General features: G+C 46.7%; 25 protein-coding genes. 8 read left to right on the top strand and 17 right to left on the bottom strand.

Features of this window, described 5'->3' with window-relative positions; translation table 11 throughout:
* Window positions 1-15: 15 nt before the first annotated feature.
* On the top strand, window positions 16-858 hold the full coding sequence (locus BC343_RS01220) for an MOSC domain-containing protein (RefSeq protein ID WP_078345897.1): 843 nt from the start codon (window positions 16-18) through the stop codon (window positions 856-858).
* On the opposite strand, the gene BC343_RS01215 is transcribed toward BC343_RS01220, so the two are convergent.
* The 5 genes from BC343_RS01215 to BC343_RS01195 form a co-directional block, all read right to left on the bottom strand.
* Window positions 855-1,463, bottom strand: a complete 609-nt coding sequence (locus tag BC343_RS01215) for an alpha-ketoglutarate-dependent dioxygenase AlkB family protein (RefSeq protein ID WP_078345896.1) — start codon at window positions 1,461-1,463, stop codon at window positions 855-857. The two genes, BC343_RS01220 and BC343_RS01215, sit on opposite strands and share 4 nt — an antisense overlap.
* Before the next feature lie 7 nt (window positions 1,464-1,470).
* A complete protein-coding gene (locus BC343_RS01210; RefSeq protein WP_078345895.1) occupies window positions 1,471-2,820 on the bottom strand; it encodes a PhoH family protein in 1,350 nt (449 codons plus the stop codon).
* 160 nt (window positions 2,821-2,980) lie between these two features.
* On the bottom strand, window positions 2,981-3,424 hold the full coding sequence (locus BC343_RS01205; protein ID WP_143822027.1) for a DUF7674 family protein: 444 nt from the start codon (window positions 3,422-3,424) through the stop codon (window positions 2,981-2,983).
* 887 nt (window positions 3,425-4,311) lie between these two features.
* Entirely contained in the window at window positions 4,312-5,076 is a 765-nt protein-coding gene (locus BC343_RS01200; RefSeq protein ID WP_078345893.1) for a TIGR03915 family putative DNA repair protein, read from the bottom strand.
* A gap of 3 nt (window positions 5,077-5,079) precedes the next feature.
* Window positions 5,080-6,336: a putative DNA modification/repair radical SAM protein gene (locus BC343_RS01195; protein ID WP_078345892.1), complete on the bottom strand. Its 1,257-nt coding sequence runs from the start codon at window positions 6,334-6,336 to the stop codon at window positions 5,080-5,082.
* Between the two features lie 349 nt (window positions 6,337-6,685).
* On the opposite strand from BC343_RS01195, the gene BC343_RS01190 reads away from it, so the two are divergent.
* Both BC343_RS01190 and BC343_RS01185 read left to right on the top strand, forming a co-directional pair.
* A complete protein-coding gene (locus BC343_RS01190; RefSeq protein ID WP_078345891.1) occupies window positions 6,686-6,958 on the top strand; it encodes a UBP-type zinc finger domain-containing protein in 273 nt (90 codons plus the stop codon).
* A gap of 53 nt (window positions 6,959-7,011) precedes the next feature.
* The gene (locus BC343_RS01185; protein WP_078345890.1) at window positions 7,012-7,887 is read left to right on the top strand and encodes a DUF808 domain-containing protein; all 876 of its coding nucleotides are present in this window, start codon (window positions 7,012-7,014) and stop codon (window positions 7,885-7,887) included.
* A gap of 60 nt (window positions 7,888-7,947) precedes the next feature.
* On the opposite strand, the gene BC343_RS01180 is transcribed toward BC343_RS01185, so the two are convergent.
* The 5 genes from BC343_RS01180 to BC343_RS01160 all read right to left on the bottom strand — a co-directional run bounded on the left by BC343_RS01180 (window position 7,948) and on the right by BC343_RS01160 (window position 13,734).
* Complete coding sequence (locus BC343_RS01180; protein WP_078345889.1) at window positions 7,948-8,940, bottom strand: SH3 domain-containing protein; 993 nt, start codon at window positions 8,938-8,940, stop codon at window positions 7,948-7,950.
* A 282-nt stretch (window positions 8,941-9,222) separates the two neighbouring features.
* Window positions 9,223-12,081 carry a M16 family metallopeptidase gene (locus BC343_RS01175; RefSeq protein ID WP_078345888.1) on the bottom strand — a complete coding sequence of 953 codons (2,859 nt, stop codon included), beginning with the start codon at window positions 12,079-12,081 and terminating at the stop codon, window positions 9,223-9,225.
* A gap of 173 nt (window positions 12,082-12,254) precedes the next feature.
* Window positions 12,255-12,683, bottom strand: a complete 429-nt coding sequence (locus tag BC343_RS01170; protein WP_078345887.1) for a DUF1801 domain-containing protein — start codon at window positions 12,681-12,683, stop codon at window positions 12,255-12,257.
* Window positions 12,684-12,750: 67 nt separating this feature from the next.
* A complete protein-coding gene (locus tag BC343_RS01165; RefSeq protein WP_078345886.1) occupies window positions 12,751-13,236 on the bottom strand; it encodes a hypothetical protein in 486 nt (161 codons plus the stop codon).
* 42 nt (window positions 13,237-13,278) lie between these two features.
* Window positions 13,279-13,734 carry a hypothetical protein gene (locus tag BC343_RS01160; RefSeq protein ID WP_143822026.1) on the bottom strand — a complete coding sequence of 152 codons (456 nt, stop codon included), beginning with the start codon at window positions 13,732-13,734 and terminating at the stop codon, window positions 13,279-13,281.
* A gap of 173 nt (window positions 13,735-13,907) precedes the next feature.
* On the opposite strand from BC343_RS01160, the gene BC343_RS01155 reads away from it, so the two are divergent.
* The gene (locus BC343_RS01155) at window positions 13,908-15,800 is read left to right on the top strand and encodes a glycoside hydrolase family 127 protein (RefSeq protein ID WP_078345884.1); all 1,893 of its coding nucleotides are present in this window, start codon (window positions 13,908-13,910) and stop codon (window positions 15,798-15,800) included.
* A gap of 176 nt (window positions 15,801-15,976) precedes the next feature.
* On the opposite strand, the gene BC343_RS01150 is transcribed toward BC343_RS01155, so the two are convergent.
* The 5 genes from BC343_RS01150 to BC343_RS01130 form a co-directional block, all read right to left on the bottom strand.
* On the bottom strand, window positions 15,977-16,303 hold the full coding sequence (locus tag BC343_RS01150; protein WP_143822025.1) for a hypothetical protein: 327 nt from the start codon (window positions 16,301-16,303) through the stop codon (window positions 15,977-15,979).
* Window positions 16,304-16,361: 58 nt separating this feature from the next.
* On the bottom strand, window positions 16,362-16,766 hold the full coding sequence (locus BC343_RS01145; protein ID WP_143822024.1) for a hypothetical protein: 405 nt from the start codon (window positions 16,764-16,766) through the stop codon (window positions 16,362-16,364).
* 14 nt (window positions 16,767-16,780) lie between these two features.
* Window positions 16,781-17,749 carry an RICIN domain-containing protein gene (locus tag BC343_RS01140; protein ID WP_078345881.1) on the bottom strand — a complete coding sequence of 323 codons (969 nt, stop codon included), beginning with the start codon at window positions 17,747-17,749 and terminating at the stop codon, window positions 16,781-16,783.
* A gap of 98 nt (window positions 17,750-17,847) precedes the next feature.
* Window positions 17,848-18,327, bottom strand: coding sequence for a hypothetical protein (locus BC343_RS01135; RefSeq protein WP_078345880.1), 480 nt, complete (start codon window positions 18,325-18,327; stop codon window positions 17,848-17,850).
* A gap of 40 nt (window positions 18,328-18,367) precedes the next feature.
* Complete coding sequence (locus BC343_RS01130) at window positions 18,368-19,408, bottom strand: OmpA family protein (RefSeq protein WP_078345879.1); 1,041 nt, start codon at window positions 19,406-19,408, stop codon at window positions 18,368-18,370.
* Window positions 19,409-19,541: 133 nt separating this feature from the next.
* Here BC343_RS01130 and BC343_RS01125 point away from each other — a divergent pair, with 133 nt between their 5' ends.
* Genes BC343_RS01125 through BC343_RS01115 form a run of 3 tightly spaced genes read left to right on the top strand, consistent with a single transcriptional unit; the run spans window position 19,542 to window position 22,124 of the window.
* Window positions 19,542-19,883 carry a hypothetical protein gene (locus BC343_RS01125; protein WP_078345878.1) on the top strand — a complete coding sequence of 114 codons (342 nt, stop codon included), beginning with the start codon at window positions 19,542-19,544 and terminating at the stop codon, window positions 19,881-19,883.
* Window positions 19,834-21,513, top strand: coding sequence for a tetratricopeptide repeat-containing sensor histidine kinase (locus tag BC343_RS01120; protein ID WP_078345877.1), 1,680 nt, complete (start codon window positions 19,834-19,836; stop codon window positions 21,511-21,513). The genes BC343_RS01125 and BC343_RS01120 overlap by 50 nt, the downstream gene beginning before the upstream one ends.
* Window positions 21,510-22,124, top strand: coding sequence for a response regulator (locus BC343_RS01115; protein ID WP_078345876.1), 615 nt, complete (start codon window positions 21,510-21,512; stop codon window positions 22,122-22,124). The genes BC343_RS01120 and BC343_RS01115 overlap by 4 nt, the downstream gene beginning before the upstream one ends.
* A 2-nt stretch (window positions 22,125-22,126) precedes the next feature.
* On the opposite strand, the gene BC343_RS01110 is transcribed toward BC343_RS01115, so the two are convergent.
* Window positions 22,127-23,620 carry a nicotinate-nucleotide adenylyltransferase gene (locus BC343_RS01110; RefSeq protein WP_078345875.1) on the bottom strand — a complete coding sequence of 498 codons (1,494 nt, stop codon included), beginning with the start codon at window positions 23,618-23,620 and terminating at the stop codon, window positions 22,127-22,129.
* Window positions 23,621-24,120: 500 nt separating this feature from the next.
* Complete coding sequence (locus tag BC343_RS01105; RefSeq protein ID WP_078345874.1) at window positions 24,121-26,133, bottom strand: AAA family ATPase; 2,013 nt, start codon at window positions 26,131-26,133, stop codon at window positions 24,121-24,123.
* Window positions 26,134-26,193: 60 nt separating this feature from the next.
* Here BC343_RS01105 and BC343_RS01100 point away from each other — a divergent pair, with 60 nt between their 5' ends.
* Window positions 26,194-26,820 (top strand): hypothetical protein, encoded by a 627-nt coding sequence (locus BC343_RS01100; protein WP_078345873.1) that lies wholly within the window; start codon window positions 26,194-26,196, stop codon window positions 26,818-26,820.
* Window positions 26,821-26,835 lie beyond the last annotated feature (15 nt).

Raw genomic sequence — 26,835 nt, 5'->3', positions numbered from 1 at the left:
CCTTAACTTTACAGTATGTTACAGGTAAGCGCCCTATATATCTATCCTATCAAATCGTTAGGCGGCATTTCGTTAAATACCGCCAACCTTACCGACCGCGGCTTGCAGCACGATCGCCGGTGGATGTTGATAGATGACAACAACCGCTTCCTATCGCAGCGTGAAAACATTCAAATGGCGCTATTAGCCACCGAAATAACGGACGATGGCTTAATGGTTACCTATCGCGCGGACGGTACATCTGTTACTATCCCCTTCTTTCCGCAGAGCAATGAGATGGTTGATGTGACCATTTGGGACGATACCTGCCCCGGGCAATTGGTAAGTGCTGAAGTTGATAAATGGTTTACCGAAAAATTGGGCATACCCGCACGCCTGGTGTACATGCCCGACGATAGCCTGCGCCCTACCGACCCACGTTATACTTTGGATGGCATGGTCACCTCTTTTTCCGACGGGTATCCGATGCTGCTCATCGGGCAAGAATCGCTCAACGATCTAAACAACCGATTGCAGGAAAAGCTGCCAATGGACCGTTTTCGCCCCAATATCGTCTTCAGCGGAGGTGAGCCTTACAGCGAAGATACCATGAAGCATATTACCATAAACGGGGTCGATATATATGGCGTAAAACTCTGCGCCCGCTGTGTGATGACCACCGTTGACCAGCAAACCGCCGTTAAGGGTAAGGAACCGTTAAAAACGCTGGCCCGGTATCGATTAAAAAACAACAAGATATATTTCGGGCAGAATTTGGTGCATACCGGCAACGGCATCATTTGCGTTGGCGACGAACTGAAGGTGTTGGAAGTGCACAACGAAGAACGCTTTTTTATAAAGCCCGCACAAGCCGTTTAACTTATAACCCTGAAGGTTAAATTGATACGTTCGCCCAATGCTTTTGTCGATTTTGGGACTTGATGCTCCCAGTGGTGCTGCAAGTCGCCTTTCATAATAAGCAAAGAGCCGTTCTCTAAATCCACCGAATATTTTTGCTTTTTATCAGCCTTGTGCCGCACCTCGAACCTGCGCACCTGCCCAAAACTTACCGAAGCGATGATCGGGTTGCGGCCCAGTTCGGGCTCATCATCGGCATGCCACGCTACCGAGTCGTTCCCGTTACGGTACAGGTTAAGCAATACGCTATTGAAGGTGATACCGGCAGCGGCATCAACACGGTGTTTAATTTCCAGCAGTTCTTTCGTCCAGGGGTATGGGTCGTAACTTTTGCCCGAGAAGGCGTAGGTTTTACTGTTATCGCCATACCAGGCAGTAAGGCGCGGTGTATTCAGCAGCTTACCATACATCAAAATGGTTTCCTGGTTCCATTGAATGTTTTGTTTTAAGGCCGATATCAACCTGCCGCTTTCTTCCGCACTAAAAAACGCAGGGCGGTAATCCATCAGTTCCACAGGAAGCTTTGGGCTTTGCAAGCCGCCATCAAAAAAGCTTAACTGCTGCATTACAATACTACAGTAATTCGGTAGCCAAATTTGCCAGCTCGCTGCGTTCGCCTTTTTGCAAGGTGATGTGCGCGTAAAGCGGGTGCCCCTTTGCCTTATCAATAAGGTACGATAGGCCGTTACTCTCGGCATCGAGGTATGGCGTATCTATCTGGTAAATATCACCCGTGAAAACAAATTTACTGTTTTCGCCTGCGCGGGATATGATGGTTTTTACCTCATGCGGGGTAAGGTTTTGCGCTTCGTCTACAATAAAAAATATTTTAGCCAGCGTGCGCCCGCGGATGAAGGCCAGCGGCGTGATGGATATTTTATCGTTAGATACCAGCTCATCTATTTTGGCCTGCATCTTCTCGTCTTCGGCGAACTGGTCTTTTATAAACTTCAGGTTATCCCAAATAGGCGCCATGTAGGGATCGATCTTCGATTTTACATCGCCGGGCAAATAGCCAATATCTTTATTACTAAGAGGTACTATAGGGCGGGTAACAAATATTTGGCGGTAGTGCTTGCGCTGCTCCAGCGCACTTGCCAGCGCCAGTAATGTTTTACCTGTGCCTGCGTTGCCCTGTATGGTAACCAGCTTAATATCCGGGTGCAGCAACGCATGTATAGCAAAGGCCTGCTCGGGGTTGCGCGGATGGATGTTCAATACCGGCTGCTCGGTTACCTTTTCAAATTGCCCGCTCTGCTTATTATAAAATGCCGATGAGGTGCCATTTTTACCGTTGAGCACAAAAAACTGGTTGCTTTGCGGTTGAATCTTAAGCTCTTCGGCAGCGAGGTTATCATTCTTATTCAGCTTGCCCAACAGCTTTTCGGTAACCTTATCCAATACCGTTTTACCGCTGTACAGCTCTTCAATGTTTTTTACTTTACCTGTTTCGTAATCCTCGGCATGTATGTTAAGTGCCTTTGCTTTAAGGCGCAGGCAAATATCTTTTGATACCAGGATCACCTTTTTATCGGGGTTTTCGTACTGCACGCCCAGTGCGGCATTGAGTATCCTGTTGTCTATCTTATCCGAGCCAAAAACCTCCTCGGCATCGGCACTGGTGTTTTTGGCGTCCATCACCACCTTAAAGCTGCCTTTGCTTTTGCCGTTCAACGGCATCCATTGATTTATCAGCTGGCTTTTTGATAATTCGTCCATCAGGCGGATAAAACTGCGCGCCTCAAAATTGCGGGTATCGTTCCCGTTCTTTTTGTTATCGAGCTCTTCCAGCACCTGTATGGGGATGGCCACATCATGCTCCTGGAAGTTTTGGAAAGCGTTGTGATCGTATAGGATAACTGATGTATCCAGCACAAATATCTTCTTTTTACGGTCGCCCCTGTCTGTATTATCCTTGTTCATCAAAAGCTAAAATAAGGAATTTGGTTGGGAAAAGGTAAGACGAAACGAGAGTTAAAAATTTTAGATAAGAGAGCCGGCCTAAAGATTCACACGAAAAATGAGAGTTTTTTTTTAGCCAACCAATAACCGGATAAGTTTAACCTCAATGATATGAACGGTCTCACCTGCGTCGTTTTGTTTTGGTTTTACCGGGCGGTGTTTTAGGTGGTAACATCACCTGCCTTAAACTCTTCCATAGTTGCAGGTATTGAGGGGCCAGGAGTTTGCGCGCAGCAATTTCATTCTCGTTGTCTCCATCCATTTTTACATGCTCCAAAAAAGAAACAACTAAGGCATTTTCAACTTCCGAATTAACCTGCGGCATCATTTGCTCGAAAAAGATGAACACTCGCTTTACCTCTTTCAGCATTCCACTTTTAATGTAGTAATTTATGTGGCTACCCAATAAACCTACTTGTAAAGGGAGCAAGCCGCGGTAATCGTTGTCAAATATCTCACCCTCAAGTTCGGGGAATGCTTCCCCGTACAGAATAAGAAATTGATTGGTATTTAACATCTCTTGCGATCGGGTGGATTTAAATCTGTTTTCCTTTGGCGTCGGCATGTTTAAATATTAACAAAATCCCCCTAAAACAGGAAAACGGAAGCCTCCTCTTGCGAATTGACTTCCGTTTCCTAACCCTCGTTTGGCCATAGCCTCCCGTGAGCATCAAGTTTTGTGTAAATTTTAACCGGCCCGCTTTCCTTGTTGTTAATTGCTAACGCAGATACTGTTCATTGTTCCTGCTGATACCGAACCATCGTGTACTGCTCGCTGATAGGGCTTTGCCTGTCTCCTTGCGGAGGCCTCTCTTTCAATGCCGCCTGTAGCGCTGGTCTATCCATGCTCCTCTTGCGAGGATCCGGTTAGGGCATACTTGCGAACCTTTGAATTTGCCATCCTCCCGAGGGGAAGTCGGCACCTGCCGTTATCTGTGCAACACCGATACTGTTCGTCTCCTCAAAGAACCAAAACCGAACCATTGTTTGCTAACGCTAATTGCTGCGTGGCCACTACTTTGCCTGCCGTTCTTCGTAAAGTTTTGCAGATCCTGTAGCACCCCGTTAACCAAATTTCGAAGTAGTGTTGCTGTCGCATCTTTCCTCTTCATCTGATTCAGGAACGTCCCCTGATCTTTAGCTCCCCCGAAAGTTCGCCCGATTCAGTTTCTCGTTTCCTGTAAGGCTGTCAAAGTACGTCGTTCTTGATATCTACAATATCGGGACTTTACCCTATATCTGTCAAGGATTTTTTAAAATATTTTCGCACTTCTTCTTAACACGTTATTAACAGCAATTCACACTTTATCAACATTAAATAATTATTATCCCACAATCATTTACGTAGTTAGCTCACATTCAGGTCATAAAAGCTTATCCACATTAAAACAGCAAAATCAACAAAAAAGAAGAAAATTTATTTGGAGAGAAAACGCGTAAATTATCGAAAACTCAAATTTTCTCGGTTAAATGCTTCCAGTACCTTTTGGGGATATGCCGCACATGCAGCCGTGTATTTTTGCGCGAAGCGATGTTTACGCTGTTAAAATAGTTCTTCCAAAGGTGCTGATAAACAGCTTCATCTTCGCTGTAAGCCGCTACCGCAACACCTGGCTTGCCTGTTTCGGCAAAGTCCATTTCTATAAATTGGGTATCGTGCAGGTCGTAATAAAGCCCATACTTTCTTTTGATATCATATATCATCCACTTTTGGTCGGCGTAGCGGCTTTTAAAATGGCGGTTAAGCAATGGCAGCACATTAAAGTCGGGTTCTATGGCGGCATAAAATGTTCCATCGCTCAGTTGCTGAAAGCGCACAAAAGCTTCCATCCGGTGTTTCTCGCGCCGCATCATGCGCACCAACTCTGATACGCGCAGCACATAGCGGTTACCATAATCTTCCTCAATATTCATTTCCGAATCGAAGGCGTAACGCATATAACCCAGCAAATTAGCATCCTCCCCTGCTATGCCTGCCAAATGCGCTACATAAAGCCGCTGTACGCCCATTGGCGACAGGCGCTCTTTTAAACCCTTCAGCACCCTGCCGCCGCGGGTTTCATCGGTAACTACATGCATCACCTGCTCGAACATCGCCGCGTTTTGCAATTCGCCCACATGCAACTTGACCTGTTGCAGGCGATGCGCATACACCTCGAATACAGCCGTAAGCAATCCTTCAAAGGTGCCGTCGTATATTAATGTGGTTAGCGCCATAACTTAAAACAGGTTTAGCTGGGTTTGCGAATTTTTGAGGTATTTACTTTGCGACGAGGCCAATATGTATTGCTTGATATTCTCGCCCGTCAAGTCGCGCCGCTCAAAAGTGTTGCTATTGCAGGTAATAAAGTATTTGGCGCGGTTAAGGCTCACCCCCATCTGTTTCAGGTTATCCCAATTGAGTTTGCCAAACATGCGTGCCTTCACAATTTTTTGCGCCGACTGCACCCCTATCCCCGGTACCCGTAATATCATTTGCAAATCGGCCCTGTTAATATCAACCGGGAAGGACTGCAGATTACGTATGGCCCAACCCAGTTTCGGGTCGATATCCAGATCGAGATGTGGCTGAGCATGGTTTACGATCTCGTTCACCTTAAAGCCATAAAAACGCATGAGCCAGTCGGCCTGGTAAAGGCGATTCTCGCGCACCATGGGTACGGCGGTATTTAGCGCGGGCAAGCGGTTATCGACCAGCACGGGCACATAGCCGGAATAATAAACCCGCTTCAATTTAAAAGCTTTATAAAAGTAATTGGCCGAATGCAGCACCTCATTATCATTTTCGGGCGTGGCGCCTATGATCATTTGCGTACTCTGCCCTGCCGGCGCAAATTGCGGTGCTTTTTTAAAAAGCTTTTTTTCTTCGGTATGTTTAATAATGGCGTTTTTGAGATAGCCCATCGGTTTGATCATATCCTGTTGGTTTTTATCCGGAGCCAACAGTTTAAGGCCCGCCTCGGTAGGCATTTCCAGGTTTACACTGAGGCGATCGGCCCAGCGGCCTGCCTCGTCCATGAGTTCATCGCTGGCGCCGGGGATAGATTTAAGGTGGATGTAACCATTAAAATTATGTTCGGTACGTAGCTTTTTAGCTACGCGCACCAGGCGCTCCATGGTGTAGTCGGCATCCTTAAAAATACCCGAGCTCAGGAATAGCCCTTCGATGTAATTGCGGCGGTAAAAGTTGATGGTAAGATCAACTACTTCCTGCACGGTGAAGGCCGCACGCTTGATATCATTATTCTTTCGCGATACGCAATAGGCACAATCGAAAATACAATGATTGGTGAGCAATATCTTTAATAAGGATACACATCGCCCGTCCTCGGTATACGAGTGGCAAATGCCGTTACTGGCGTTGCCAAGTCCTTTATTTTCGTTCTTCCGTTTGCTGCCGCTGCTGGCGCACGATACATCATATTTGGCAGCATCTGCCAGAATATTCAACTTCTCCGTTATCCTTTCCCAATTCATAGCAATTCAAAATTACTAATATTTTTAGTATTAAAACTTCTTTTTTATGGGAAATATTAAAACATTATGGAATAGTTATGTGGCTATTTTACCGCAAAGAACGCAGAGAATTAGCGTGTTGGTTAGCGCAAAGAACGCAAAGGGCTTGGCAAAGCGGTTAAAAGTTAGAAAGGTGCACTATTATGATATTTAACTTTCGTATTTCAGCTATTTTTATGTCTCTTAAAATAAAAAGCAACACAGGCTTTGCGCTTCTTTGCGTTTTTTCTTTGCGCACTTTGCGGTAAAATAAACCAGAACGTGAGTTAAAAATTATTCGCTACCTTAGCCCAACAACATCAACTACCCCATGAACGACCCAAACCTCTGCCAACACCTGCAGGCCATTACCGAAGTAAAACTTAGCGACGACCATGTTTGCGAGGAATGTATGAAGATAGGCGCCACCTGGTTCCACTTGCGTACCTGCCAAAGCTGCGGCGTTACGCTGTGCTGCGATCAATCGGAACATAAGCACATGACCAAACATAATAAAGCTACTCAGCACCCTGTAATTGCATCGGCCCAACCCGGCGAGCGATGGCTTTGGTGCTACCCCGACGAAGAGTTTGTAGAATATTAACAAACTAAAACTATATAACCGGGTTGTTACGGCAGCCCCACCCCTCATATACTATGGCTTCAGGCATATTTGCTATTTTAGACGATATTGGCGCATTAATGGACGACGTAGCGGTAACCACCAAGGTTGCAGCACGCAAAACCGCAGGCATTTTAGGCGACGACCTGGCCGTGAATGCCGAAAAAGCGACGGGCTTTTTATCCTCGCGCGAACTTCCCGTGCTTTGGGCAATTACTAAAGGCTCGCTGGTAAATAAACTGATCATAGTACCAATAGCTTTATTGCTGAACGCCTTCTTCCCTATTGCCATAAAATGGGCACTGATAGCCGGTGGTTTCTACCTGGCTTACGAAGGCGTAGAAAAGGTGATCGAATACTTTTTTCATCACCCTAAAAAAGGGCACGAAGTTGTTGAAGAAGATACGGGCGACGAAAAAGCCGCTGAGAAGGCCAAAGTACGCTCAGCCATAACTACGGATTTTATCCTTTCGGTAGAGATTGTAATTATTGCCCTTGGTTCGGTAGAAGGTAAGGATACACTTACACAAGCGCTAACCGTATCGGCAGTGGCCATTATTGCGACAATTGGCGTGTATGGCATTGTGGCACTTATTGTGCGTATGGACGATGCCGGTTACGGACTTATCAGGCATTCGGGCAATAAAGGTTTTTGGGCAGGTATTGGTACCGCCCTGGTAAAGGCTTTGCCGCTGGTGATAAAACTGCTTGGCGTGGTGGGTACCATTGCACTCATACTGGTTTCCGGCGGTATTTTCGTACACAATATAGAATACTTCCATCATCTGCTGCCAAACCTTTGGGCAGTGGTAAAAGAGTTTGGTATTGGGCTGGCAGCGGGCCTGGTAACCGTAGGTGTGGTAACGCTTGCCAAAAAGATATTGCCGGGTAAAAAAGAGCCTGCTCATTAATAACAAAGCCGGAGCGCGTAAAACACGTTCCGGCTTTGTTGCTTTAATAGATCATTGCTATTATGCAAATGATAGATAATCTTTACTCACCCATTTACTATCCATCAATATTTTGCACCATTTATTTTCTTCTTTTTCAATAAACAGTTCCTGCCCCTTGGGGTAAGCGCCAACTTTGGCAAATGTAGTACCCGGGCCGCTCCTCGCATTTAAAGTATCGGCTGTTACAGTGGCCCTCTGCACCACTTTAGTGTATTGGGCAGCTACCCACTGGTTTTGGCTTGCCGATATCTTATACCAGCCGTTACTTTCCTGGTAAACCCTCAGCACTGCGCCTAAAACTACAGGTGCACCCGCTTTTGCGCTCGATGGGTTTGGCGCAACACGTACGTTTAGAGTTGACGCCGTTACGCTTACATACTTTAGCAGTGTTGCCGAAGGTGGAGTTGGAATGGGCGGCGTAGTGCCGTTTAAAGCAGCCGCTACTAACGGAAAAAAGTTAGCCTGCGCATTGGCTACTTTATTACCGCCGAAGAAATTTGTGCCCGGGCAGGTTTTATTATTCTTGGTGCCATTATTACGTTCGCCGGTAGCAAGGTCGAACCAATGGTGATACACAATGCCTTTATCATCAACCTTAATATTAAAACGCTTGCAAAGCAGGGCGGTCATTTTCACAATAGTATCGCGCTGCGCGGATGTCATGGCATCTCCCCCTATATCAAAATTGCCAAGGTTTTCGATACATACCGAGTTGGCATTTCTACCGAAGATACATGCCGGCGATACTTCCATGGGCCGCCCGGTCATGATGGTACCATCCGGGAAGGTGGTGAATTGCTGGGCAATATCGCTCCAGCCGTTGTGGGCTACATGATAGTTTTTCATTCCCTGCTGCAGGTCGAAATGGTTATTGCCATTAAACTGCGCATAAGCCGGGCTATAGGTATGGTGCTCCTGCACAAATAGCACGGTACGGGATACCTGCAAGGCTTTTAGCCAAGTGTCAAATTCGTTAAAGTCCATTAAAGTAAAGCCAAATTTCTGTTTCATAAGGGTAAGGTTTATGCATACCCACTTACAGAGTAAACAGGCACACAGGTGGTTAAATAATTTGAACGGAATCTAAATTAAAGCTATACAACTTTAAGGAATACAACAAGCGCTAAAACACCTTATGAGCAAGGTGAAAATACGGTAACAAAAAAGCCGCCTCTGAATATATTCAGAGGCGGCTTTTTTAAGTCCATAGTCGATGGTCAATAGTCCATAGAAATTGAGGACTTAACCTTTGCACTATCGTCTATGGACCATTGACTATGGACTATCTACTTTTTATTGCTTCGGCTTTCCATCGGCATCCAATTCAACAATTGGGTAACCTAATTTTTGCAGGCCTGGTAATATTTTGGCTTTATCGCCAACTACCAGAATCACCATCTTATCAGTATCGAGGTATTTGGCGGCCAGCTGGTTTACTTCTGCCGGGGTAATGTTGGCCAATATCTTATTCTGCTCATCAACATAAGTTGGCTTCAAGTTATACTCTAATATGTACGACAGGAAGGCCGCTTTTTGGTAGTTGGTTTCGTAACGGCGGGCATCGCTTTGGCCTAACGAGGTTTGGGTAAATTTCAACTCCTCGGGTGTAATACCTTTATCGTGGTAGTTGCGTATCTCTTTCATAAATTCTACCACCGAGCTATCCGTAGCGGTAGCCAATACACCGGCATAGGCGGTAAAATTACCTCCGTAACGGGTTGAGTAAAAGCTTGAACGGGCGCCGTAGGTCCAGCCGCGTTTTTCGCGCAGGTTTAGGTTAATATGGCTATTGAAAGCTCCGCCTAAAATATAATTGGCAATACCCAGTTTGTAGTAATCGCCGGTAGCATCATAATTCAGCTTATCTAAATAGCCAATGCGAATTTCAGATTGTGCCGCGTTAGGGATATCAACCACATACAGCGTGGTTTTATCAAAGCTTTTACCTTCTTCAGGCGTTGGCAGGCTTACTTTTTTATCCGCCCATTTATCTAAAAAGCCCAGGTTACTTTTAGCAGTGGCTTCGCTTACGTCGCCAACTACAATAATTTTAGTTTGCGATGGCGTGAAGTATTTATCATAATAATCCTGAATATCCTGCAAGGTTATACCCGCTACGGTTTCCTCATTACCGTTGGTAGCGTAAGTGCGTACGTTCTCGGTACCATAAAGTATTTTATTGAAAACGGTTGACGCTACACCTGCGGGTTGAGTTTTGGCTTGTTTAAATCCTTCAAGGGCTTGTTTCTTTAAACGATCAAGCGCATCCTGTGTAAACTTAGGGCTCAGCAAGCGCTCTTGAAGCAAAGCCATAGTTTTAGGCAGATTTTTAGTAAGCGACGATACTTCGATGAATATCTCGTCGGCACCGGCACTAAAAGAAATTTCGCTGCCCAGTTTATCCAATTCGGAGTTAAATTGCTCTGAGGTGTAGTTTTTGGTATCCTCATTCATCATACGGGCAACCAAACCTGCAACGCCGGGTTTAACCGAACCGTTAACAGCATACAAACCACTCCCTTTAATACCAATCTGCATCGATACCGATGGTATCTCGCTGTTTTGGGTACCGATCATCTTAATGCCATTAGCCGTAGTTGCACTCCACATGGCCGGAATTTTAATGGCAGGGTTAGCACCCACACCGGGTTTAGTAGCGCGGTTAAAGTTGTCTTTAGCTTTGGTGTATACCAGGCCTTTGTAACCGTAATCGGGCGCTTTATAACCCGAGGTATTGATGGTATAATTGTCGGGGGCTGCGGCCACAATAGTACCGCCTTTTGGCAATACGCTTAATATTACAGCAGGTTTGCCTTTAATGTACTTGTTGTACACGCGCATTACATCTGCTTTTGTAACCGCGCGGATGTCGGCCAGTTCGCGGGCAATCTGGTTAGGGTTACCTGTTAAGTACTGCGCCTGGGCAAGTTCAGATACCTTGCCATTTACGCTGGCAAGGCCGTTGATGTAGTTTGCTTCGGAGCTGGCTTTAAAACGTTCAAGCGCGTCATCGCTCACGCCTGTTTTTTCAAACTCTGCAAAGGCTTCGGCTATACCTTTTTGTGCATCAGCTAAAGTTTGACCGGGGAACGGTATCACACGCACGGTAACCTCGCCGCCCAGTTCCAAATTACGCGAAGTCATACTTGCCTGTGCTGCCTTACGCGTTTTTACAAAATTCTTATAAAGAATAGAGTTACGCCCCTGCCCTATAATTTCTGATAAAGCATCCAATGGCGACATATCTTTATCGTATACCTTCACGCCGGGATAGGTAATGGCCAGCATAGGAAGTTTAGCATAGTTATCTACGTAAGATACATACCTGTCGGCACTAAGTACCGGCAAGGGGAACGATGCATTTTTAACCACCGGGCCGCGCGGAATGCCGCCAAAGTATTTTTGCACCCAGGCCAAAGTTTGCTTAGGGTCAAGATCGCCGCCAATGGTGATGGTTGCGTTGTTGGGGCCATACCACCTTAAGAAGAAGTTCTTCAGGTCGTTTACGCCAACTTTGTTCAGTTCTTCAATATAGCCTATGGTTAGCCACGAATATGGGTGGCCATAAGGGTACAGGTTCTTCTCGGTGTATTCGCCGGCCAAACCGTAAGGGCGGTTATCATAATTTTGGCCACGTTCGTTCTTTACCGTAGCGCGTTGTACTTCAAACTTGCGTTGCGTAACCGAATCAAGCAGGAAGCCCATGCGGTCACTTTCCAGCCACAGCATTTTTTCCAGTTGGTTAGCCGGCACTGTTTCGTAGTAGTTGGTACGGTCGGTATTGGTAGAGCCGTTAAGGGTACCACCTGCTTCGGTGATGATCTTAAAATGGTCGCCGTTGCCCACGTGCTCGCTCCCCTGGAACATCATGTGTTCGAAGAAATGCGCGAAACCCGATTTACCTATCTCTTCGCGGGCCGAACCTACGTGGTAGGTAACATCTACGTGTACTAAAGGGTCCGAATGGTCTTCTGCCAGTATAACGGTTAAGCCGTTAGGCAATACATATTTTTCGTAAGGGATAACCAGTTCGGTCCCCTTTTTGGTTACCTTCTCCACCAGTTTGGGGCCTGGTGCCGTTTGTGCTGCGGCAGCAAGCGCCATAAAGGCAAACGAAGGCGTTAGCAAAGCGCTCTTTAAAGATCTAATCATTTGTGTTGGTGTTAATTAAGCGATAATGATAAATCGCTTATAGCAAAACGGTTTACCCACGGCTAATATTACCAAATATTTGCGTGCTGATTAAAAATTTAGAGGCTTGAATTAACTCTGTAACGCATTTGTGACGGGAGGCGAACTTGATAAGGCATCCCCGGCAATTGTAGCTACTTCTCTACCATCGTTAGCCAGCTTTTAATAAACTGCTGCAACGCCGGCTTTTTAGCTTCCACATCTTCAAGGCTGTAAAAGTGAGCTAACCTGCGGCCGTCGGCATAATCGCCTTCAAGCAAGCCCTCAGTGCCGCTTACCTTTCCACCACTTGGGAATACCAGCCTGATGCAGTCTTTTTTAAAAAAGTTAGATACAATAATATAGCGCTTATACGCTTTCGGATCAGACGGCGCCATATCACCGATGTACAAAAAGCTTGGCGCGTTCCATTTGATGTGCTCTCCTACCGATTCGTCCGTGGCTAAAATAACCTCGCGCAAGGCTTGCAGCACCGGCTTCATGGGGTGATCCAGCTTAGCCATAAAGGCATCAACGCCGGGAGTATCGCCCAATATTTCTTTCTTATTTTTTTGGGATTCCACAGATTTAGGAATGATTACACCGATTATCGCTTGGGGCGCGACGATACATATTCAAATATCTAAATAATTATAAAGCAATCAAATACTCTCTGTAAGTAGCTGTAGTTGCTACGGGCGCATCTGCCGGATAACTATCATATTTCAATATCAATTTGTTATCTTTTATTTGGAAAACAGCATGGTCATAAATTTTGTCGTTTGCGGGCGTAGTTACCTCCTCTGCGTTGCCAATTTTCGACTTTCGTTGCGTCACCATAAATTTCAGGCTATCGCCTTTTGTCCTGAATTTTCCGCTTAATACTTCATGGCTTGATATTACCAGGTCGGTGCTGTAAGTAAACGTCCGCATATAAAAAGTACTATCGCGGTCAAAATAAAGTGTTTGTTCAGACCCCGGCACCTGCGGATCAATTATCCAACTGGTGAACAACCCTTTCTCGCGCGGTTCATCCGTTTTTACTTTTTTATCTTTTTTGCATGCACTAAGCAAAACCGTAAAGGAAAGAATCACCAGTACTAATTGCTTAACCGACGTTGCTGTTTTTACATTCATGATATTATCTATTTTAATGGTTTAGGTATTATTTAATTACTATCAATTGGTGAACCTGTTGAATTTCACTTCGGTGGCTACCGGCGCATCTGCAGGATAAGTTGTGTAATTAATGGTTAGTACATTGGTATTCACCCTAAAGGTAGCAAATTCGTAAAGCGGATGGTTGGCAGGTTGTACAGCCGGATAAGTGGTGCCATCTTTATTCTTATCGGCTATTTTTGTGACACCGGTGATAAGGCTATCTCCTTTTACCGAATACCTGCCATCAAACTCAATAGTAGTATTATTGGAGGGATCGGGTGCATAGTAATTGAACGATGCCAGGAATGTGCCATCGCTTTTAAAAACAACGCTCCGTACGTAGCCTGTTGGCGATGCAGGTTCTTTCCAGATGCCCACTATCGATTCGTTGGGACCGTCGTTTTTTTTGCAAGATCCAAGGCTTACAGTTAAAAAGGCCATAAACAGGCCGCAAATCATGTTAAAGTTTCTCATATCGGTTGTTAGTTTCCTATAGTACGGGCATTTATTCGTATTCGCTACACCCATTTTCGATTTAATTATTATTTAACATACCAACCAGCTATTCCGGGTTGAGTTAAAATACCCTAAATTTAAACCGGGTAACTTAGTCACCTCTTCGTCAACCTATTATAACCCTTACGATAATGAGAAAAACTACTGCAAAGGTTTGTGCATCACTATGCTTATTGTTTATTTTTTGTACCAATATATTAGCGCAACATATTAAGCCACAACCTGTAGCTGATGCCCTCACACCCGCCGTTACCGTACACTTGAACGGCTACTTGGGTACTCGCCTGCAAGAAGCGATCGATAACCGCGTAATGGCGCAGGATGTGCAACGGCTTATAACACCTTTTAAACCCGAGAACCGTACCGAAACTCGCCAATGGCAAAGCGAATTTTGGGGCAAATGGTTCACCTCTGCCGTTTTAGCCTACCGCTACAGCCCGACCGAAAAATTGCGAAGAATATTGGATAACGCAGTTACAAGCCTGCTGGCCACGCAAACTCCCGACGGCTATATTGGCAATTACGCCCCCGAGCATCGCTTAGAAGAATGGGATATTTGGGGCAGCAAATACTGCATGCTTGGGCTTTTGGCCTATTACGATATCACTTATGATAAAAAAAGCCTAACCTGTGCAGCGAAAATAGCCGATAACCTCATCAGCGAAATAAAAAAACGCGACGGGCTGATTATAAACAAAGGCAACCACAAAGGCATGGCGGCATCCTCTGTTTTAGAGCCAATATGTTTGTTGTATAACCGCACGCACAATAAAAAATACCTCGAATTCGCCTTAGAGATAGTGCGCCAATGGGAAACCCCACAAGGCCCTCAACTCATCAGTAAAGCTAAAGTGAACGTGGCAGAACGCTTCCCGCGCCCTAAAAACTGGTACGGGCCCGAGCAGGGACAAAAGGCTTACGAAATGATGTCGTGCTACGAGGGGCTGCTGGAACTATACCGCATTACCGGGAATGAAACGTACAAAAAGGCGGTAGAAGATGTTTGGCAGAACATCCGCGATACCGAGATAAACATTGCAGGTTCAGGCGCTGCTACCGAAACATGGTTCGGCGGTAGGGCCCTACAAAGCCAGCCTATAAACCACTACCAGGAAACCTGCGTAACCGTAACCTGGCTGAAACTAACAGGCCAATTGCTACGCCTAACCTGCGAGGCAAAATATGCGGACGAAGCCGAACGCACTTATTACAACGCCTTACTTGCTGCCAATAGCGCACACGGCACCACCTGGGCCAAGTATACACCTTTGAACGGGCAGCGTTTACCCGGAAGCGAGCAGTGCGGCATGGGCCTGAACTGTTGTGAAGCCAGCGGCCCGCGAGGGTTGTTTAACCTGCCCCTACGATTTGTAGAAAGCACCAAAGCAGGTATACAGGTAAACTATTTTGCGGATGGAGAGTACGTGGTAAGCACACCCAAAATGCGCCCATTGGAATTAACACAGCGCACCACCTACCCTAAAGATGGCGCTATAAACTTCACCTTTAAATTAAACAAGCCCGAAGAAATGGAGATAGCTATCCGCATACCCGAATGGAGCAAAGAAACCATCGTAAAAATAAACGGCAGCGCTATTGATGGCGTAACACCCGGCACGTACGCCAAAATAAAACGCCTGTGGAAACAGGGTGACCAAATAACGCTGGAACTGGATATGCGCGGCCGCATCATAAAAGCAGCAAGCCCATATAGAAGTATTGCCATTATGCGCGGCCCGATAGTATTAACGCGTGACGCGCGTTTGGGTGCCCCTGCAATAGAAGCAGTGTTAACTCCGGTTGCAGATTCCGATGGCTATATCAAGCTAACGGAAGCCACCAACTCTATCGGTGACGATATATGGTTGCTTTACAAGGCCGACTTCATGCCCGAATCGTACACCGAAACCGGCACCAAACCGGTAAGCGTAACCCTTTGCGATTACGCCTCGGCCGGTAATGGCAGTAACAAATCTTTCTTCAAGGTTTGGAATGCACAGGATATTTCGCCGTCCGGAGAATGATGATGATAACAACAGAATTCCCTCCTCGGGGAGGGGTGTGCGGGAAATGAGCGCAAATGCAGGGAGGGGTTAGTGGATATGCTTATCTAATTTGCATATCTATTAACCCCTTCCTCCACCTTCCCAAAGGAAGGAATCGCACCAGCCCTTGCTTTTAAACAACTCCGGAGGGACAACTACTTCCCCATCATCGCCTGCAAGGCTTTCCAATCTGTTTTAGCTATCACTTCTCTTACGCCTTGTTCATCTCCTTTTATCCATATCACGATATTTTTTACCGCCCCCATGGTAGCTTCGGGGACTTTAGCGGGTATCACTTCGTCGGAAATATAATTGCGTTTACCAACCAACGGTGTCGATATCACTTTAACGGGCGCGGGGGTTAAAATCACCAGTGCTTCGTCCATATGCATATCATATTGGCCAACGCTATCACCTTCATCACCCATTAGCTCAGGACCCACGGGTACAAGGTACAGGTACGCATAGCCTGTTATGGGCAAATCGAGTTTTATCTTTTTAGTATTTGCCCGATACCCGGCTGTCGAACTTATAGTGTAATTAGCAAAAGCGTGTATGCGCCAGCAAGCTTTGGTATTTAGTCTTGTCGGATATATTTTGCACGGCTTCAACTTCCAATGCATTCAGTGCATTTTCGGTTTCCTCGGTGTCGTCTATAAATTTTATCTCGTAATACGGGTGATTACCCACCGGCTGGTTCTTATTGTCCACTACCGTTAACGGCTGCTTTGCTTTATTAAATTCGGCCCATAACATAAAATCGCGGCAATTGCATGGGTCAAAGGCCCAGTCTTTATACGTTTTAGGGAAGGCAGCGCCAAGCCCGTCCGACAGTTTTTGCCAGCGCTCTTTCTCGGCCGCAGTGTAAGGACGCTCGCCATTTTGCTGGGCATGTAGTGTGGCAGCAGCCAACAGGATCACCAGGGTAAAATAAATTCTTTTCATATCAAGGTTATGGTTTATAGTTTCTCTATCAGCCATTGGGCATTGTAATTGGTATTATTGCCGGTTTCAATAGCAAGCTTACCATTGCGGATCAGTAGTTTGGCATTATCCTCGGCATTTTTTATAAAATAAGTGCCGTTGCTTCCCGTCTCTTCCAGCACCCACATAGATCGTTGCGAACGCCCGTCTTCCGATATCAGGTCCATATTATCGGTACTGATGAAGCTGTTCTTCCAGCGGTTGCGTATGCGCACGTAGTTGGTGCCGGGCACGTACAATATGTCCCATTGTGCGCTCCACCAATTAAAATCAATATTGGTGCAGGCAACCGGGCCATACTGTATGTGCAGGTAGTTACTGTTCGAATAGTTTTTTACCCTTGCCAGCCCCATGCCGGTTTGCTCGGGCTGGCGTTCCTCAGCGGGTGGGGTTACAAAGGTTCCCTGGTCGCTGCCTATTTCGGGGTAAAAGGTCACCGACATTACCGGCTTCTGATTCAGGGGCACGATCATTATACCACCGCCCGATATGGTTTCGCCGGGCTTTATCCAGTAGCCCAGGTCAACAAAGCGGGTGTTCTTTACTGTTTTGCCCGTTGCGCAATCCTTATCTTCCACGCCTGCTAATATTTGGCAGGGCTGCATATAAAGCGTTTGCTGTTTATTAGTGAACCGCGCCCCGGTTGCATTGGCGCATTTAAACAAAGCCGCCACCGAATTTGCCGAACCCGCACTGTTGAACAAACCCGCTCTGCGGTAAAGTATACGCGCCTCGGGCGTAGTATTGGTAACGTAGAATTTGATCTTATAACGGCTAAAGTCGCCTTTACTACCTACCTCCTTAACAGATTCTTCGGTGATGGTATAACCCGCCCGCAAACCGTTTACGGTCACAGGCTCAGATTCGGTTACGGGATAAAAGGGCGATTGTGCAAAGGCGGCTTTGGCGCAAAACAGCGCGGCGAACAGCAATAGCTTTTTCATGTGTGATAAGAGGCTGATATTTTTGTTAGGAGTTATTCCTCGGTATAGGTAGCGGCGCTTATGGTTGCTTTGCTAAAGGCGCCACCGTTTATTTCTTCTCAGGTGGTGGTGTAACTGTTGTAAAAAAGGTTCTGTTTTTCGTGCTTCACCACCATTTTTGATGATGCACCGCTTAGCGTAGCCGTTGTGCCGCCCGGGTTGCTTACGTGGTAATAATTTACGCGTTTGGCGGTAAGATCTACCTCCAAAATGCTCAATATAATTTGAGTGGACTTCGGACTGGCAAAACCTACCGAATCGCTGGCCAAAATATAGTTACCATCGGCAGGGCGGGTAGCGCCGCCGTAAAACACGGTCTCTACAATAGCAGCCTTCTGCTTATCTGCCGACATGGCCGAATCCCGCAATTCCACAAACATGGGGTTCATGATCCGGAACCTGGCGCTTACCGATGTATACGTAGTGCCGTTAAGCACAAATTGGTTGCTTGGTGTTTCTTCTTTTGGCTTTACGGTTTCTTTCTGGCACGATGCAAACAGCACAACGAGGGCTGAAAGCATTAAATAGATGTTTTTCATAACTGTAAATATTTATTATATTTCATTGATAGTATGCTGGTTATATCTTCACAAATTCCACACGGCGGTTATTGGCCTTGCCGGCAAGCGTTGCGTTATCGCTAATGGGCTTTGTTTTGCCGTACCCTTTAGCGGTAAGCCTGCTATCGGCAATACCCAGCGCGATCAACTGTTTGCGCACGGCCTCGGCGCGTTGCTGCGAAAGGCTAAGATTATAGGTGGCGTCGCCATCGCCGTCGGTATGGCCGCCTACCTCAAATTTCACTTCGGGGTTTTCCGTCATCAGTTTGGCTATCATGTTCAGCGTGCCCATACCTTCGGGTTTTATGGTGGCTTTGTTGTAGTCGAAATTGATGCCGTGGGTAACTATTTTGGTATCGGTAAACTTCTTGCCCAGCATATTCATGCCGCCGCCCTCGGCTATCCTGAAGTTTTTTACCAGCATGGGCATATTATCGCTGGCATTGCCGCCCAGGGCTATATTTGTGGCCTTAAAGTTATTATTGGGTACTACCAGCACGCGGTACTGGTCGCAATACACTTTCATTTGGTTCCCGTTCACGGCAATGGCTATGTGGTGCCATTTATTGTGGTAGCCATCGCCGCCAAGGGCTGCGGGCAGGTCGCCGGCAAGGCTTTTGCCGGGCATATCCATACGGTATTGGCTATGGCTGGTATACAGCCCTCCTATCTTTTCTTTCCCTTTACGGAACTCTATAAAAGCGCCTTCGTTGCTATCGTAGGCAGCATCCAGCCAGGTATCAAACTCAATAGTGTATTGCAAAGGCAAATAAACAGGCTTTTTTATAAGCGGGGTGTAAACGCTGGAGTACTTGGTAATAGCGAACACCATATCGTCGCCCATTTTGTTTACCACGCCCTGCCCCTCATCTAAATTCCAGTGTGCGGGGAACTCGCCATCCTGGTCGCTGCGGAAATCATCTTCAAAAACTATAGTTGGACCGGGTACAAAATCGTAATTGTTGTAGGCTTTGAATGGAGCATCCTGCGCAGAGGCATTTTTGCTGCCAAGGTTTAGGATAAGCAGTGCTGAGCAGCACAGTATGGTAAACTTCTTCATGATGTGGTGGTTTGTGATATGCCAAAAGTAGAGGCGTTGATACACAATATATTTCCACCAAAAGGGGGAATTTTTTGGTCGGGCCGATAAGTAATTTTGAACAGATAAAACGATAGCTTATCTTTCAACATCAATGCAACGCACCTTATCCATATTTGCCTTTTTCAGCCTGCTGATGGCCTCGCTGCATGGCTTTGCGCAATCATCGCCCCTGCAAAAAAGCGACAGCCTCATACTGCAGGCACGGACCGCGAAAGATGATACCAACAAAGTAAAACTGCTGAACCATATAGGCGACGAGTTCGCCTATAACGACATGAAAAAAGCCCGCATTTACTATGTGCAAGCTCTTGAGCTAAGCAAAAAAACTGGATTTTACGCGAGGCATTATCCGTTATTACTCCAGCGAGGGCGAACTGCTGAATATGGAGGGAAAATACGACGCCACCATGCTGCTGCTGAGGCAGGGCGTTAAACTGGCCACGCAGCGTAAAGATGAAATGCGCCGGGGCATTATGCTCGAAAATATGGGCAACACCTTCGGGCTGATGCAGCAATTGGATTCGGCCATGCAATGCTATTTGGGAGCTATGGTGGTTTTCGAAAAATTTGCCGACAGCACCAAAATGGCTAACTTTTATACCAACCTTGCCTCGATATTCACCCAAACCGACAGGCAGGAGAAGGCTCTGCTTTATGCCGATAAAGCGCTCGCCATATCGCAATACAACAAGGATGGCTTTTATATGAGCCATTTGGTAAACAAGGTAGATATACTGTGGAAGCTGAAACGATACGACGAATCGGACGGGATAAACAACCAAATAATAAACCTTGCTATAAAACTGAATGATGATGCGGCCCTTGCCGATGCCCTGCAAAGCTACTGCGCCCATTGCGTACAGCGCCGCAATTATCCCCGTTTAAGCAACTTTGCCGCTAAACTGGCCACGGTGGCCGGCCGGCTGCAAAGTAACGACAGGCTTGCCATAGCTAATTATTGGCTGGCGGCTGATAGCTATTACCATAAGCAATTGGATAAGGCCGCGCAATACATACTACGGTCTATAACCTTAGTATCGGCCGATAATAACCGCAAGCGCTTAATGGATTGCTACCAACTTTACGGCAAAATACTGCTGGCGGGCGGCGCGGTGGAGCAGTCGGAAGTGTTCACCGCCAAAGCCGATTCGCTGGAACAGTTGATGTTTAATACCGACCTGCTGAAAATAACACACGATATCGAAGCGCGTTACGAAACCAACAAAAAGGAAGCATTGATACAGTTGCAATCGGCAGAGATAGCGCAGAAACGCCGTACGGCCTATATTTTGGGTATATCTTTAATACTTACCTGCACAGCGCTGGTACTCTTCTTTTTATGGATACGCAACCGGCAACGGGTGAACGAGCAGCAAAAGCTTATTCAGCAGCAGAAGATAACGCAGCTGGAGAATGAGAAACAGATAGAGGCCACGCTATCGGTAATTAAGGGGCAGGAAGAAGAACGCAGCAGGCTGGCCAAAGACCTGCACGACGGACTGGGCGGTATACTCTCGGGCGCAAAATATTCTTTTAAACGCATGAAACAGAACTTTGTAATATCCGAAGACAATGCCATCGCCTTTGAAAAAAGCATGGCCATGCTGGATGAATCGATAGCTGAACTACGGCGCGTGGCCCACAATATGATGCCTGAGACCCTGATGAAGCTAAGCCTGAACGAAGCCCTGCAAGATTATTGCCGCCAGGCAGATGAAAGCGGCTTAGTACCCGTAAGCTATCACAGCATGGGGATGGAGAATATAGAACTGGATAATACCATCAAAATATCGGTTTACCGCGTGGTGCAGGAATTGATCACCAATACGTTAAAACATGCTGATGCGCAGAGCATTATTGTACAGCTCATAGCCAAAGACGGCACCTTGCAGGTTACGGTAGAAGACGACGGCAAGGGCTTTGATACCCAACAGGCCGACTTTGCCATGGGTATAGGCTACAAAAACATCCGCAGCCGTATAGATGCGCTAAAGGGCAAGCTGGATGTGGAATCGGGCGAGGGACAGGGTACATCCGTATACATAGAAATACCTTTAACATGATACAGGTTTTAATGGTGGAAGACCACCCGCTGGTAAAAGAAGGCATTATGGCTATACTGGCAGATGAGGAGGGCATCAATTGCGCCGGGCATTTCTACAACGGCACCGATCTGCTCTACCGCCTCAAAAGCTTCCAGCCCGACGTTATACTGATGGATATAGACCTGCCTGATATGAATGGTTTAGAATTATGCAAACAGGTGAAAGCCCTCTATCCTGCAGTTTGTGTTGTAGCCCTCAGCATCAATAACCAGGCGGGTATCATCAAAAAAATGATGGAGAACGGCGCGAGCGGCTATGTTTTAAAAGACGCTGCCCAACACGAAATAACCGAGGCCATACGCACGGTTGTAAAAGGTAAGCAATACTTTAGCCGTTCGGCAAGCCTGTATTTGCGCAAGGCCGATACCGGCAAACTGCCCCCACTCACCCGCCGCGAAAAACAGGTATTAGAAAAAATCGCCGACGGGCTAACCAACCCCCAAATAGCCGAACAGCTTTTTGTAGACGTAAGCACCGTAAACTCGCACCGCAAAAACATGCTGGCTAAATTTGGCGTACAAAACACAGCCGCGCTTATCAAGCTGGCCATTAAAGAAAATCTGATCTGAAATTATGCTTCGCTGGTAACCGTATCGTTGCTGGGTGCTGCCTCAGAAGCAGGTGCCGGAATTACCGGCGCTTCGCAATGGTAACCGAACAGGCAGCGCTCTTTTATAATGGCGGCCACCTCGTTAGGTACAAATTCCTCCCAGCCTTCGGCTCCCTGTTTGATCAGGTCGAGCACACGATCTGTTTCCACGTGCAGGTTACTTTCTTTGTAATGGCGTATGTCCTCTATCTTGTTATTGGCTATCAGGTAGCGGTAGAGATCAATAAGATGTGGTGGCGGATAAAAACGCAGGCAGTTCCAAATTACCCCATCGCGCAGAGTAGGGTAAATAAACAGCTTCACATTACGGCTGAACAGCGTAGCGAAGGACTCCAAAATACCACCGGGCAGATCTTTGTAATGCTCTTCCGAAAAGATATACTCCAGGTTGGGATAACCCAGTACAACGCCCATTTTCAGTTTCGTTATCTTCGATAGGTAGGCTACCAGTTTATAATACTCGTGGAAGTTTGATATCAATACGGTTTGCCCTAATGAGCAGAGGATATCTACCCTATCTAAAAAGTCTTTCTCGTCAATATCGGCGGAGTCGTCGGCATTGCGTTCTTTAAGGGCCTGTAGCGTGAGCTCGGTAACTACCACCACATTGTCTTTATCTACATCCGGCTCCTGCATAAACTGCCTAACCCCGGTGTTCAACATATCAAGGTGTACATTAATTAACGGACGGAAACGCCCGCGTATCACCACGATATGTTTTTTGTAAAGCACCTCAGATGGTTGCAGGTTTTTGCCGTTGGGGCCAAATAGCGCTGCATCCGAAAAGCCGTATTTTACCAGGTGCAAACTCATCAGGCGGTTATCCACCTTGGTAAAGTTTGGCCCTTCAAAGCGTATCATATCTATCTGTATACGATCTTTGCTCAGGTCGTCCATTAACGATAGCAGGAAAACCGCCGGGTTATCGTTATAGTAAAAGCAGGCGTATATCAGGTTCACACCCAAAATACCAACCGCCTGCTGCTGCATATTGGTATCGTTATCCAGCATTTTTACGTGCAGCACTACATCGTTAAAAGCGCCATTAGGCTCTAACTGAAAGCGCACGCCCATCCAGCCGTGGCCATCATTGGTTTTATGGTAGTTAAGCGCCGAAGCGGTATCTGCAAAAGCAAAAAAGTTAGTAGTATCGCCACGCTGGGCGGCTAAACGCTCTATTAGCAGGTCGTACTCCTTCTCCAACATCGACATCAGGCGGTTCTCGGTAACATAGCGTTTGCCCTGCTGCGCGCCGTAAATAGCGTCGGAGAAGATCATATCGTAGGCCGACATGGTTTTGGCAATGGTACCGGAAGATGCACCGGCCTTAAAAAAGTTCGCCGCTACATCCTGCCCCGCCCCAATTTCTGCAAAAGAGCCGTAAATTTTAGGGTCGAGATTGATGGCAAGCGCTTTCTGTTTGGTGCCGATATCTTTATTGTGGATGCTGCTCATACGATAATATTAGTTATGGTGCCTGCTACTATTACGCAACGAAAAGTGATGTAAAAATACGATTTTTTAAGCGAATGTGGCGGTCCACTTGGCAAAATCAAAACAAAAGTAAAAACTTAATGAAGAATAGGCAAAAGTAGCTTGTTTATCAAGCGAATATGAAATTCACGTGAAGTTTGAAGTAGTTAACGGCTTTGCATGCCATCACGAGAAACACCTGATACTAAGTCACCCCAGAGGGGTGTAAGGTGGTTAGCAAACAAGCCAGCCTATAAATTCGCGCCGTTAGGTGCGAAACTAACGATGTTGCATACCTAACGGCATGCTTTCAATGTTTTCTATTTGCTTTCTACCGACTTGTTGCACCGCTGGTGCAATATGCGCACGCCTAACTTAATGATATAAGCCGACGAAGCTTACATCATAAAATAACAGCTAATAAGCGGGAAGTACCTTCGATATTAGATATTCGAAATTCATCATTCGACATTCACTTCTCCTTAAAACAAACTCCCCTGCTCGGTATCCACACCCGATAACTCCTGCTGATAAACCCTTATCATGGTTATCAATTCGGTACCGTATTGGCTTGCTTTCTGCGCGCCTACACCTTTTATGCCACTAAGCGCCTTCAAGGTTGCGGGCAGCTTTTCGGCAACGGCGGCGGCGGTTTGTTCGGATATTACCATGTTAGGCATTACCCTATCGGTAGTTGCCCTCTGCTCCCGCCAATCCATCAATTTCAGGAATAGCTCCTCGTTAGGTTTGGCGTTCAACGCTTTCACATACGAGCGCGACCTATCGGTTACAGCTGCCGTGCGGGTGCTCTTCTTTTGCTCGAGATAGGCGTCAACATCAAACTGATTATCAATAAAATACTCTATCAAGCTTAAGCGCGCCATCATCCATTGCATTAACCTGTCGGCCTTTGCAGCTTTTTCTTTCGACGTACCAATAAGCAACGGAATGTTGCCATAAAGCGTTTCTATCGCAGGGCGCAGTTTATCAGTAAAATAGATCGCAGCTTTCTGCACCCGTTCCTTGTCCATGGCCTCGGGGCGGCGGGTAAATTTGGCGGCAATTTCAAAAATATCCTGTTGCAAACCGGGCGCTAATGGCTCAAACCCCTTCAACACATTCTTTAGCCCCTGAAAATTAAACAACTCAGCCAGCAGGAATTGTGCGTAGCGTAGCTTGTCGCGCTGCAGGGTTTCCTCGTCGGGGGTTATTTGCTCAGCATCTTTATTGAAGCGCGCCACTGCCGGGTCGCCAATAATGTTTTGTGCCGATATGGGGTTACGCAGCACCATACCTGATAGCGTACGGCAACGACTAAGGGCTACGTAGGCTTGCCCGTGGGCAAAAGCTTCGGATACATCAATAATGGCTTTATCAAAAGTAAGGCCTTGGCTTTTATGTATAGTGATAGACCAGGCCAGTTTCAGCGGTATCTGTGCAAACGTTCCGGCATTGGTTTCGTTTATTTGTTCTTCGGCGGCCTCGTATTTCACGTTCGTCCACTCTACGGCCTCTACGGCTATCTCGCGGCCGGCATGCCCGCTTTGCACGTATATGATACCGCCATCTATGCGGGTAACTGCCCCTATCTTGCCATTATAGTAAAGCTTTTCTGCCGACCCATCGTTCTTCACGAACATCACCTGCGCGCCGATCTTCAGCTTCAGTGTGGTTTCTGTAGGGTAAGCATCCTTAGGGAAATCGCCGCGGATGGTGGCCGCAAACTCGTACTCGTTTCCCGGCAAAGCATCTAAAAACTCGGTATTAAGTTTTTGGGTGATGCTGTTGTGAGTGGTTAGTGCGATATACTCATCACCTATACCGGGTTTAAATTCAGGCAAATACCGCTCGTTCAATAAAGCTAAACTATTAGCACTGATGCTTTGGTTACGCACCTCGTTCAGTATATCTACAAAAGTTTGTTCTTTTTGGCGGTAAACGTGGTTCAGTTCTATACGCACGTAATTGGCCTTTTGCATGGCCAGGCTGCTGAAGAAGTATTGCGTGGCATAATAACGGTTCAGGATGCGCCACTCCTCCTCCCGGATAATGGGGCTCAACTGCGAAAGATCACCAATGAGCAGTAGCTGCACACCGCCGAACGGATGTGCCGAGCCTTTGATATTGCGCAGGATAAGGTCGATCTGGTCGAGCACATCGGGGCGCACCATACTCACCTCGTCTATAATGAGCAGCTCGAGGTTGGCAAGCAATTCCTTCTTCTCATCGTTATAGCTTTGTTCGGGGCTTTCGTTACCGCCGGGTATCAACGGGCCGAATGGCATCTGGAACATGGAGTGAATGGTCATACCCCCGGCGTTGATAGCCGCCACGCCCGTTGGTGCAACCACCGCTAACTTCTTTTTGGAACTTTGCCGCAACTGCTGCAAAAAGGTGGTTTTGCCCGTACCGGCCTTGCCTGTTAAAAACACGATGGTGTTGGTGCTTTCGAGGTATTGGGTTGCCAGTTGCATGGCCGGGTTTGTTGCACTCATGTTAAGCGCGAAGTTAATACTAATTTATTTAGTACATTAGCACTGTTTAAAACTTTAAGCATGCTGCAAAACCGCGTAAACCCGCAGGGCGACATTATTAAAACCAAGGCACGCGGCGCATGGCTGGGCAACCGCGGGCAGTTGCACGGCAAGGGCAAAACCATTTTACGCCCCTTTAAAAACAAAGCATGGATAATATGCCTGCTGCAATTTAAAAACCGCCATCGCCAAATAATGGCACCCAACCTATGGACCGAACTTTTCTTCCTGGATGAAGCCACCGCCTTTGCCGCCGGGCACCGCCCCTGCTTTGAATGCCGCCGCGAAGATGCCAAACGTTTTAAAACCGCCTGGCTAAAAGGCAACCCGCAATATGGTTTTGATGAAAAGGTGTTAATAGGCAAAATAGATGAGATACTATACGCTGAACGAATTACCGCCGATAACGGCAAGGTGATCTTCGAAGCGAATGTTGATAGCCTGCCCGATGGTACTTTTATCCAACTAAGCAATGATGCTTATTTAGTAGCGAACAGGAGTATCTACAAATGGGCACCCGAAGGGTATGGCGAGGCCGAACCGCTCCCGGAGAATAAGTCCGTTTCGGTGCTAACACCGCGCTCGGTGGTGGAGGCTATCAGGAACGGGTATATACAGCAATTAGCTACGCCTGGCAATCATCAATAAATTAACAATAAAACA

Origin of the sequence: Mucilaginibacter pedocola (assembly GCF_002013915.1) — a bacterium.
GTDB lineage: Bacteria > Bacteroidota > Bacteroidia > Sphingobacteriales > Sphingobacteriaceae > Mucilaginibacter > Mucilaginibacter pedocola.
The sequence above is the reverse complement of the archived record's forward strand: the minus strand, read 5'-3'. Positions and strand labels throughout refer to the sequence as shown.

Excerpts from the sequence above, each read along its gene's own strand:
- BC343_RS01185 (WP_078345890.1), top strand. The coding sequence starts at position 7,012 with ATGGCTTCAGGCATATTTGCTATTTTAGACGATATTGGCGCATTAATG.
- BC343_RS01195 (WP_078345892.1), bottom strand. The coding sequence starts at position 6,336 with ATGAATTGGGAAAGGATAACGGAGAAGTTGAATATTCTGGCAGATGCT.
- BC343_RS01190 (WP_078345891.1), top strand. The coding sequence starts at position 6,686 with ATGAACGACCCAAACCTCTGCCAACACCTGCAGGCCATTACCGAAGTA.
- BC343_RS01180 (WP_078345889.1), bottom strand. The coding sequence starts at position 8,940 with ATGAAACAGAAATTTGGCTTTACTTTAATGGACTTTAACGAATTTGAC.
- BC343_RS01105 (WP_078345874.1), bottom strand. The coding sequence starts at position 26,133 with ATGAGTGCAACAAACCCGGCCATGCAACTGGCAACCCAATACCTCGAA.
- BC343_RS01125 (WP_078345878.1), top strand. The coding sequence starts at position 19,542 with ATGCAACGCACCTTATCCATATTTGCCTTTTTCAGCCTGCTGATGGCC.
- BC343_RS01140 (WP_078345881.1), bottom strand. The coding sequence starts at position 17,749 with ATGAAAAAGCTATTGCTGTTCGCCGCGCTGTTTTGCGCCAAAGCCGCC.
- BC343_RS01115 (WP_078345876.1), top strand. The coding sequence starts at position 21,510 with ATGATACAGGTTTTAATGGTGGAAGACCACCCGCTGGTAAAAGAAGGC.
- BC343_RS01200 (WP_078345893.1), bottom strand. The coding sequence starts at position 5,076 with ATGGCGCTAACCACATTAATATACGACGGCACCTTTGAAGGATTGCTT.
- BC343_RS01215 (WP_078345896.1), bottom strand. The coding sequence starts at position 1,463 with ATGCAGCAGTTAAGCTTTTTTGATGGCGGCTTGCAAAGCCCAAAGCTT.
- BC343_RS01155 (WP_078345884.1), top strand. The coding sequence starts at position 13,908 with ATGAGAAAAACTACTGCAAAGGTTTGTGCATCACTATGCTTATTGTTT.
- BC343_RS01175 (WP_078345888.1), bottom strand. The coding sequence starts at position 12,081 with ATGATTAGATCTTTAAAGAGCGCTTTGCTAACGCCTTCGTTTGCCTTT.
- BC343_RS01205 (WP_143822027.1), bottom strand. The coding sequence starts at position 3,424 with ATGCCGACGCCAAAGGAAAACAGATTTAAATCCACCCGATCGCAAGAG.
- BC343_RS01165 (WP_078345886.1), bottom strand. The coding sequence starts at position 13,236 with ATGAATGTAAAAACAGCAACGTCGGTTAAGCAATTAGTACTGGTGATT.
- BC343_RS01160 (WP_143822026.1), bottom strand. The coding sequence starts at position 13,734 with ATGAGAAACTTTAACATGATTTGCGGCCTGTTTATGGCCTTTTTAACT.
- BC343_RS01100 (WP_078345873.1), top strand. The coding sequence starts at position 26,194 with ATGCTGCAAAACCGCGTAAACCCGCAGGGCGACATTATTAAAACCAAG.
- BC343_RS01220 (WP_078345897.1), top strand. The coding sequence starts at position 16 with ATGTTACAGGTAAGCGCCCTATATATCTATCCTATCAAATCGTTAGGC.
- BC343_RS01130 (WP_078345879.1), bottom strand. The coding sequence starts at position 19,408 with ATGAAGAAGTTTACCATACTGTGCTGCTCAGCACTGCTTATCCTAAAC.
- BC343_RS01110 (WP_078345875.1), bottom strand. The coding sequence starts at position 23,620 with ATGAGCAGCATCCACAATAAAGATATCGGCACCAAACAGAAAGCGCTT.
- BC343_RS01120 (WP_078345877.1), top strand. The coding sequence starts at position 19,834 with ATGGAGGGAAAATACGACGCCACCATGCTGCTGCTGAGGCAGGGCGTT.
- BC343_RS01145 (WP_143822024.1), bottom strand. The coding sequence starts at position 16,766 with ATGAAAAGAATTTATTTTACCCTGGTGATCCTGTTGGCTGCTGCCACA.
- BC343_RS01210 (WP_078345895.1), bottom strand. The coding sequence starts at position 2,820 with ATGAACAAGGATAATACAGACAGGGGCGACCGTAAAAAGAAGATATTT.
- BC343_RS01135 (WP_078345880.1), bottom strand. The coding sequence starts at position 18,327 with ATGAAAAACATCTATTTAATGCTTTCAGCCCTCGTTGTGCTGTTTGCA.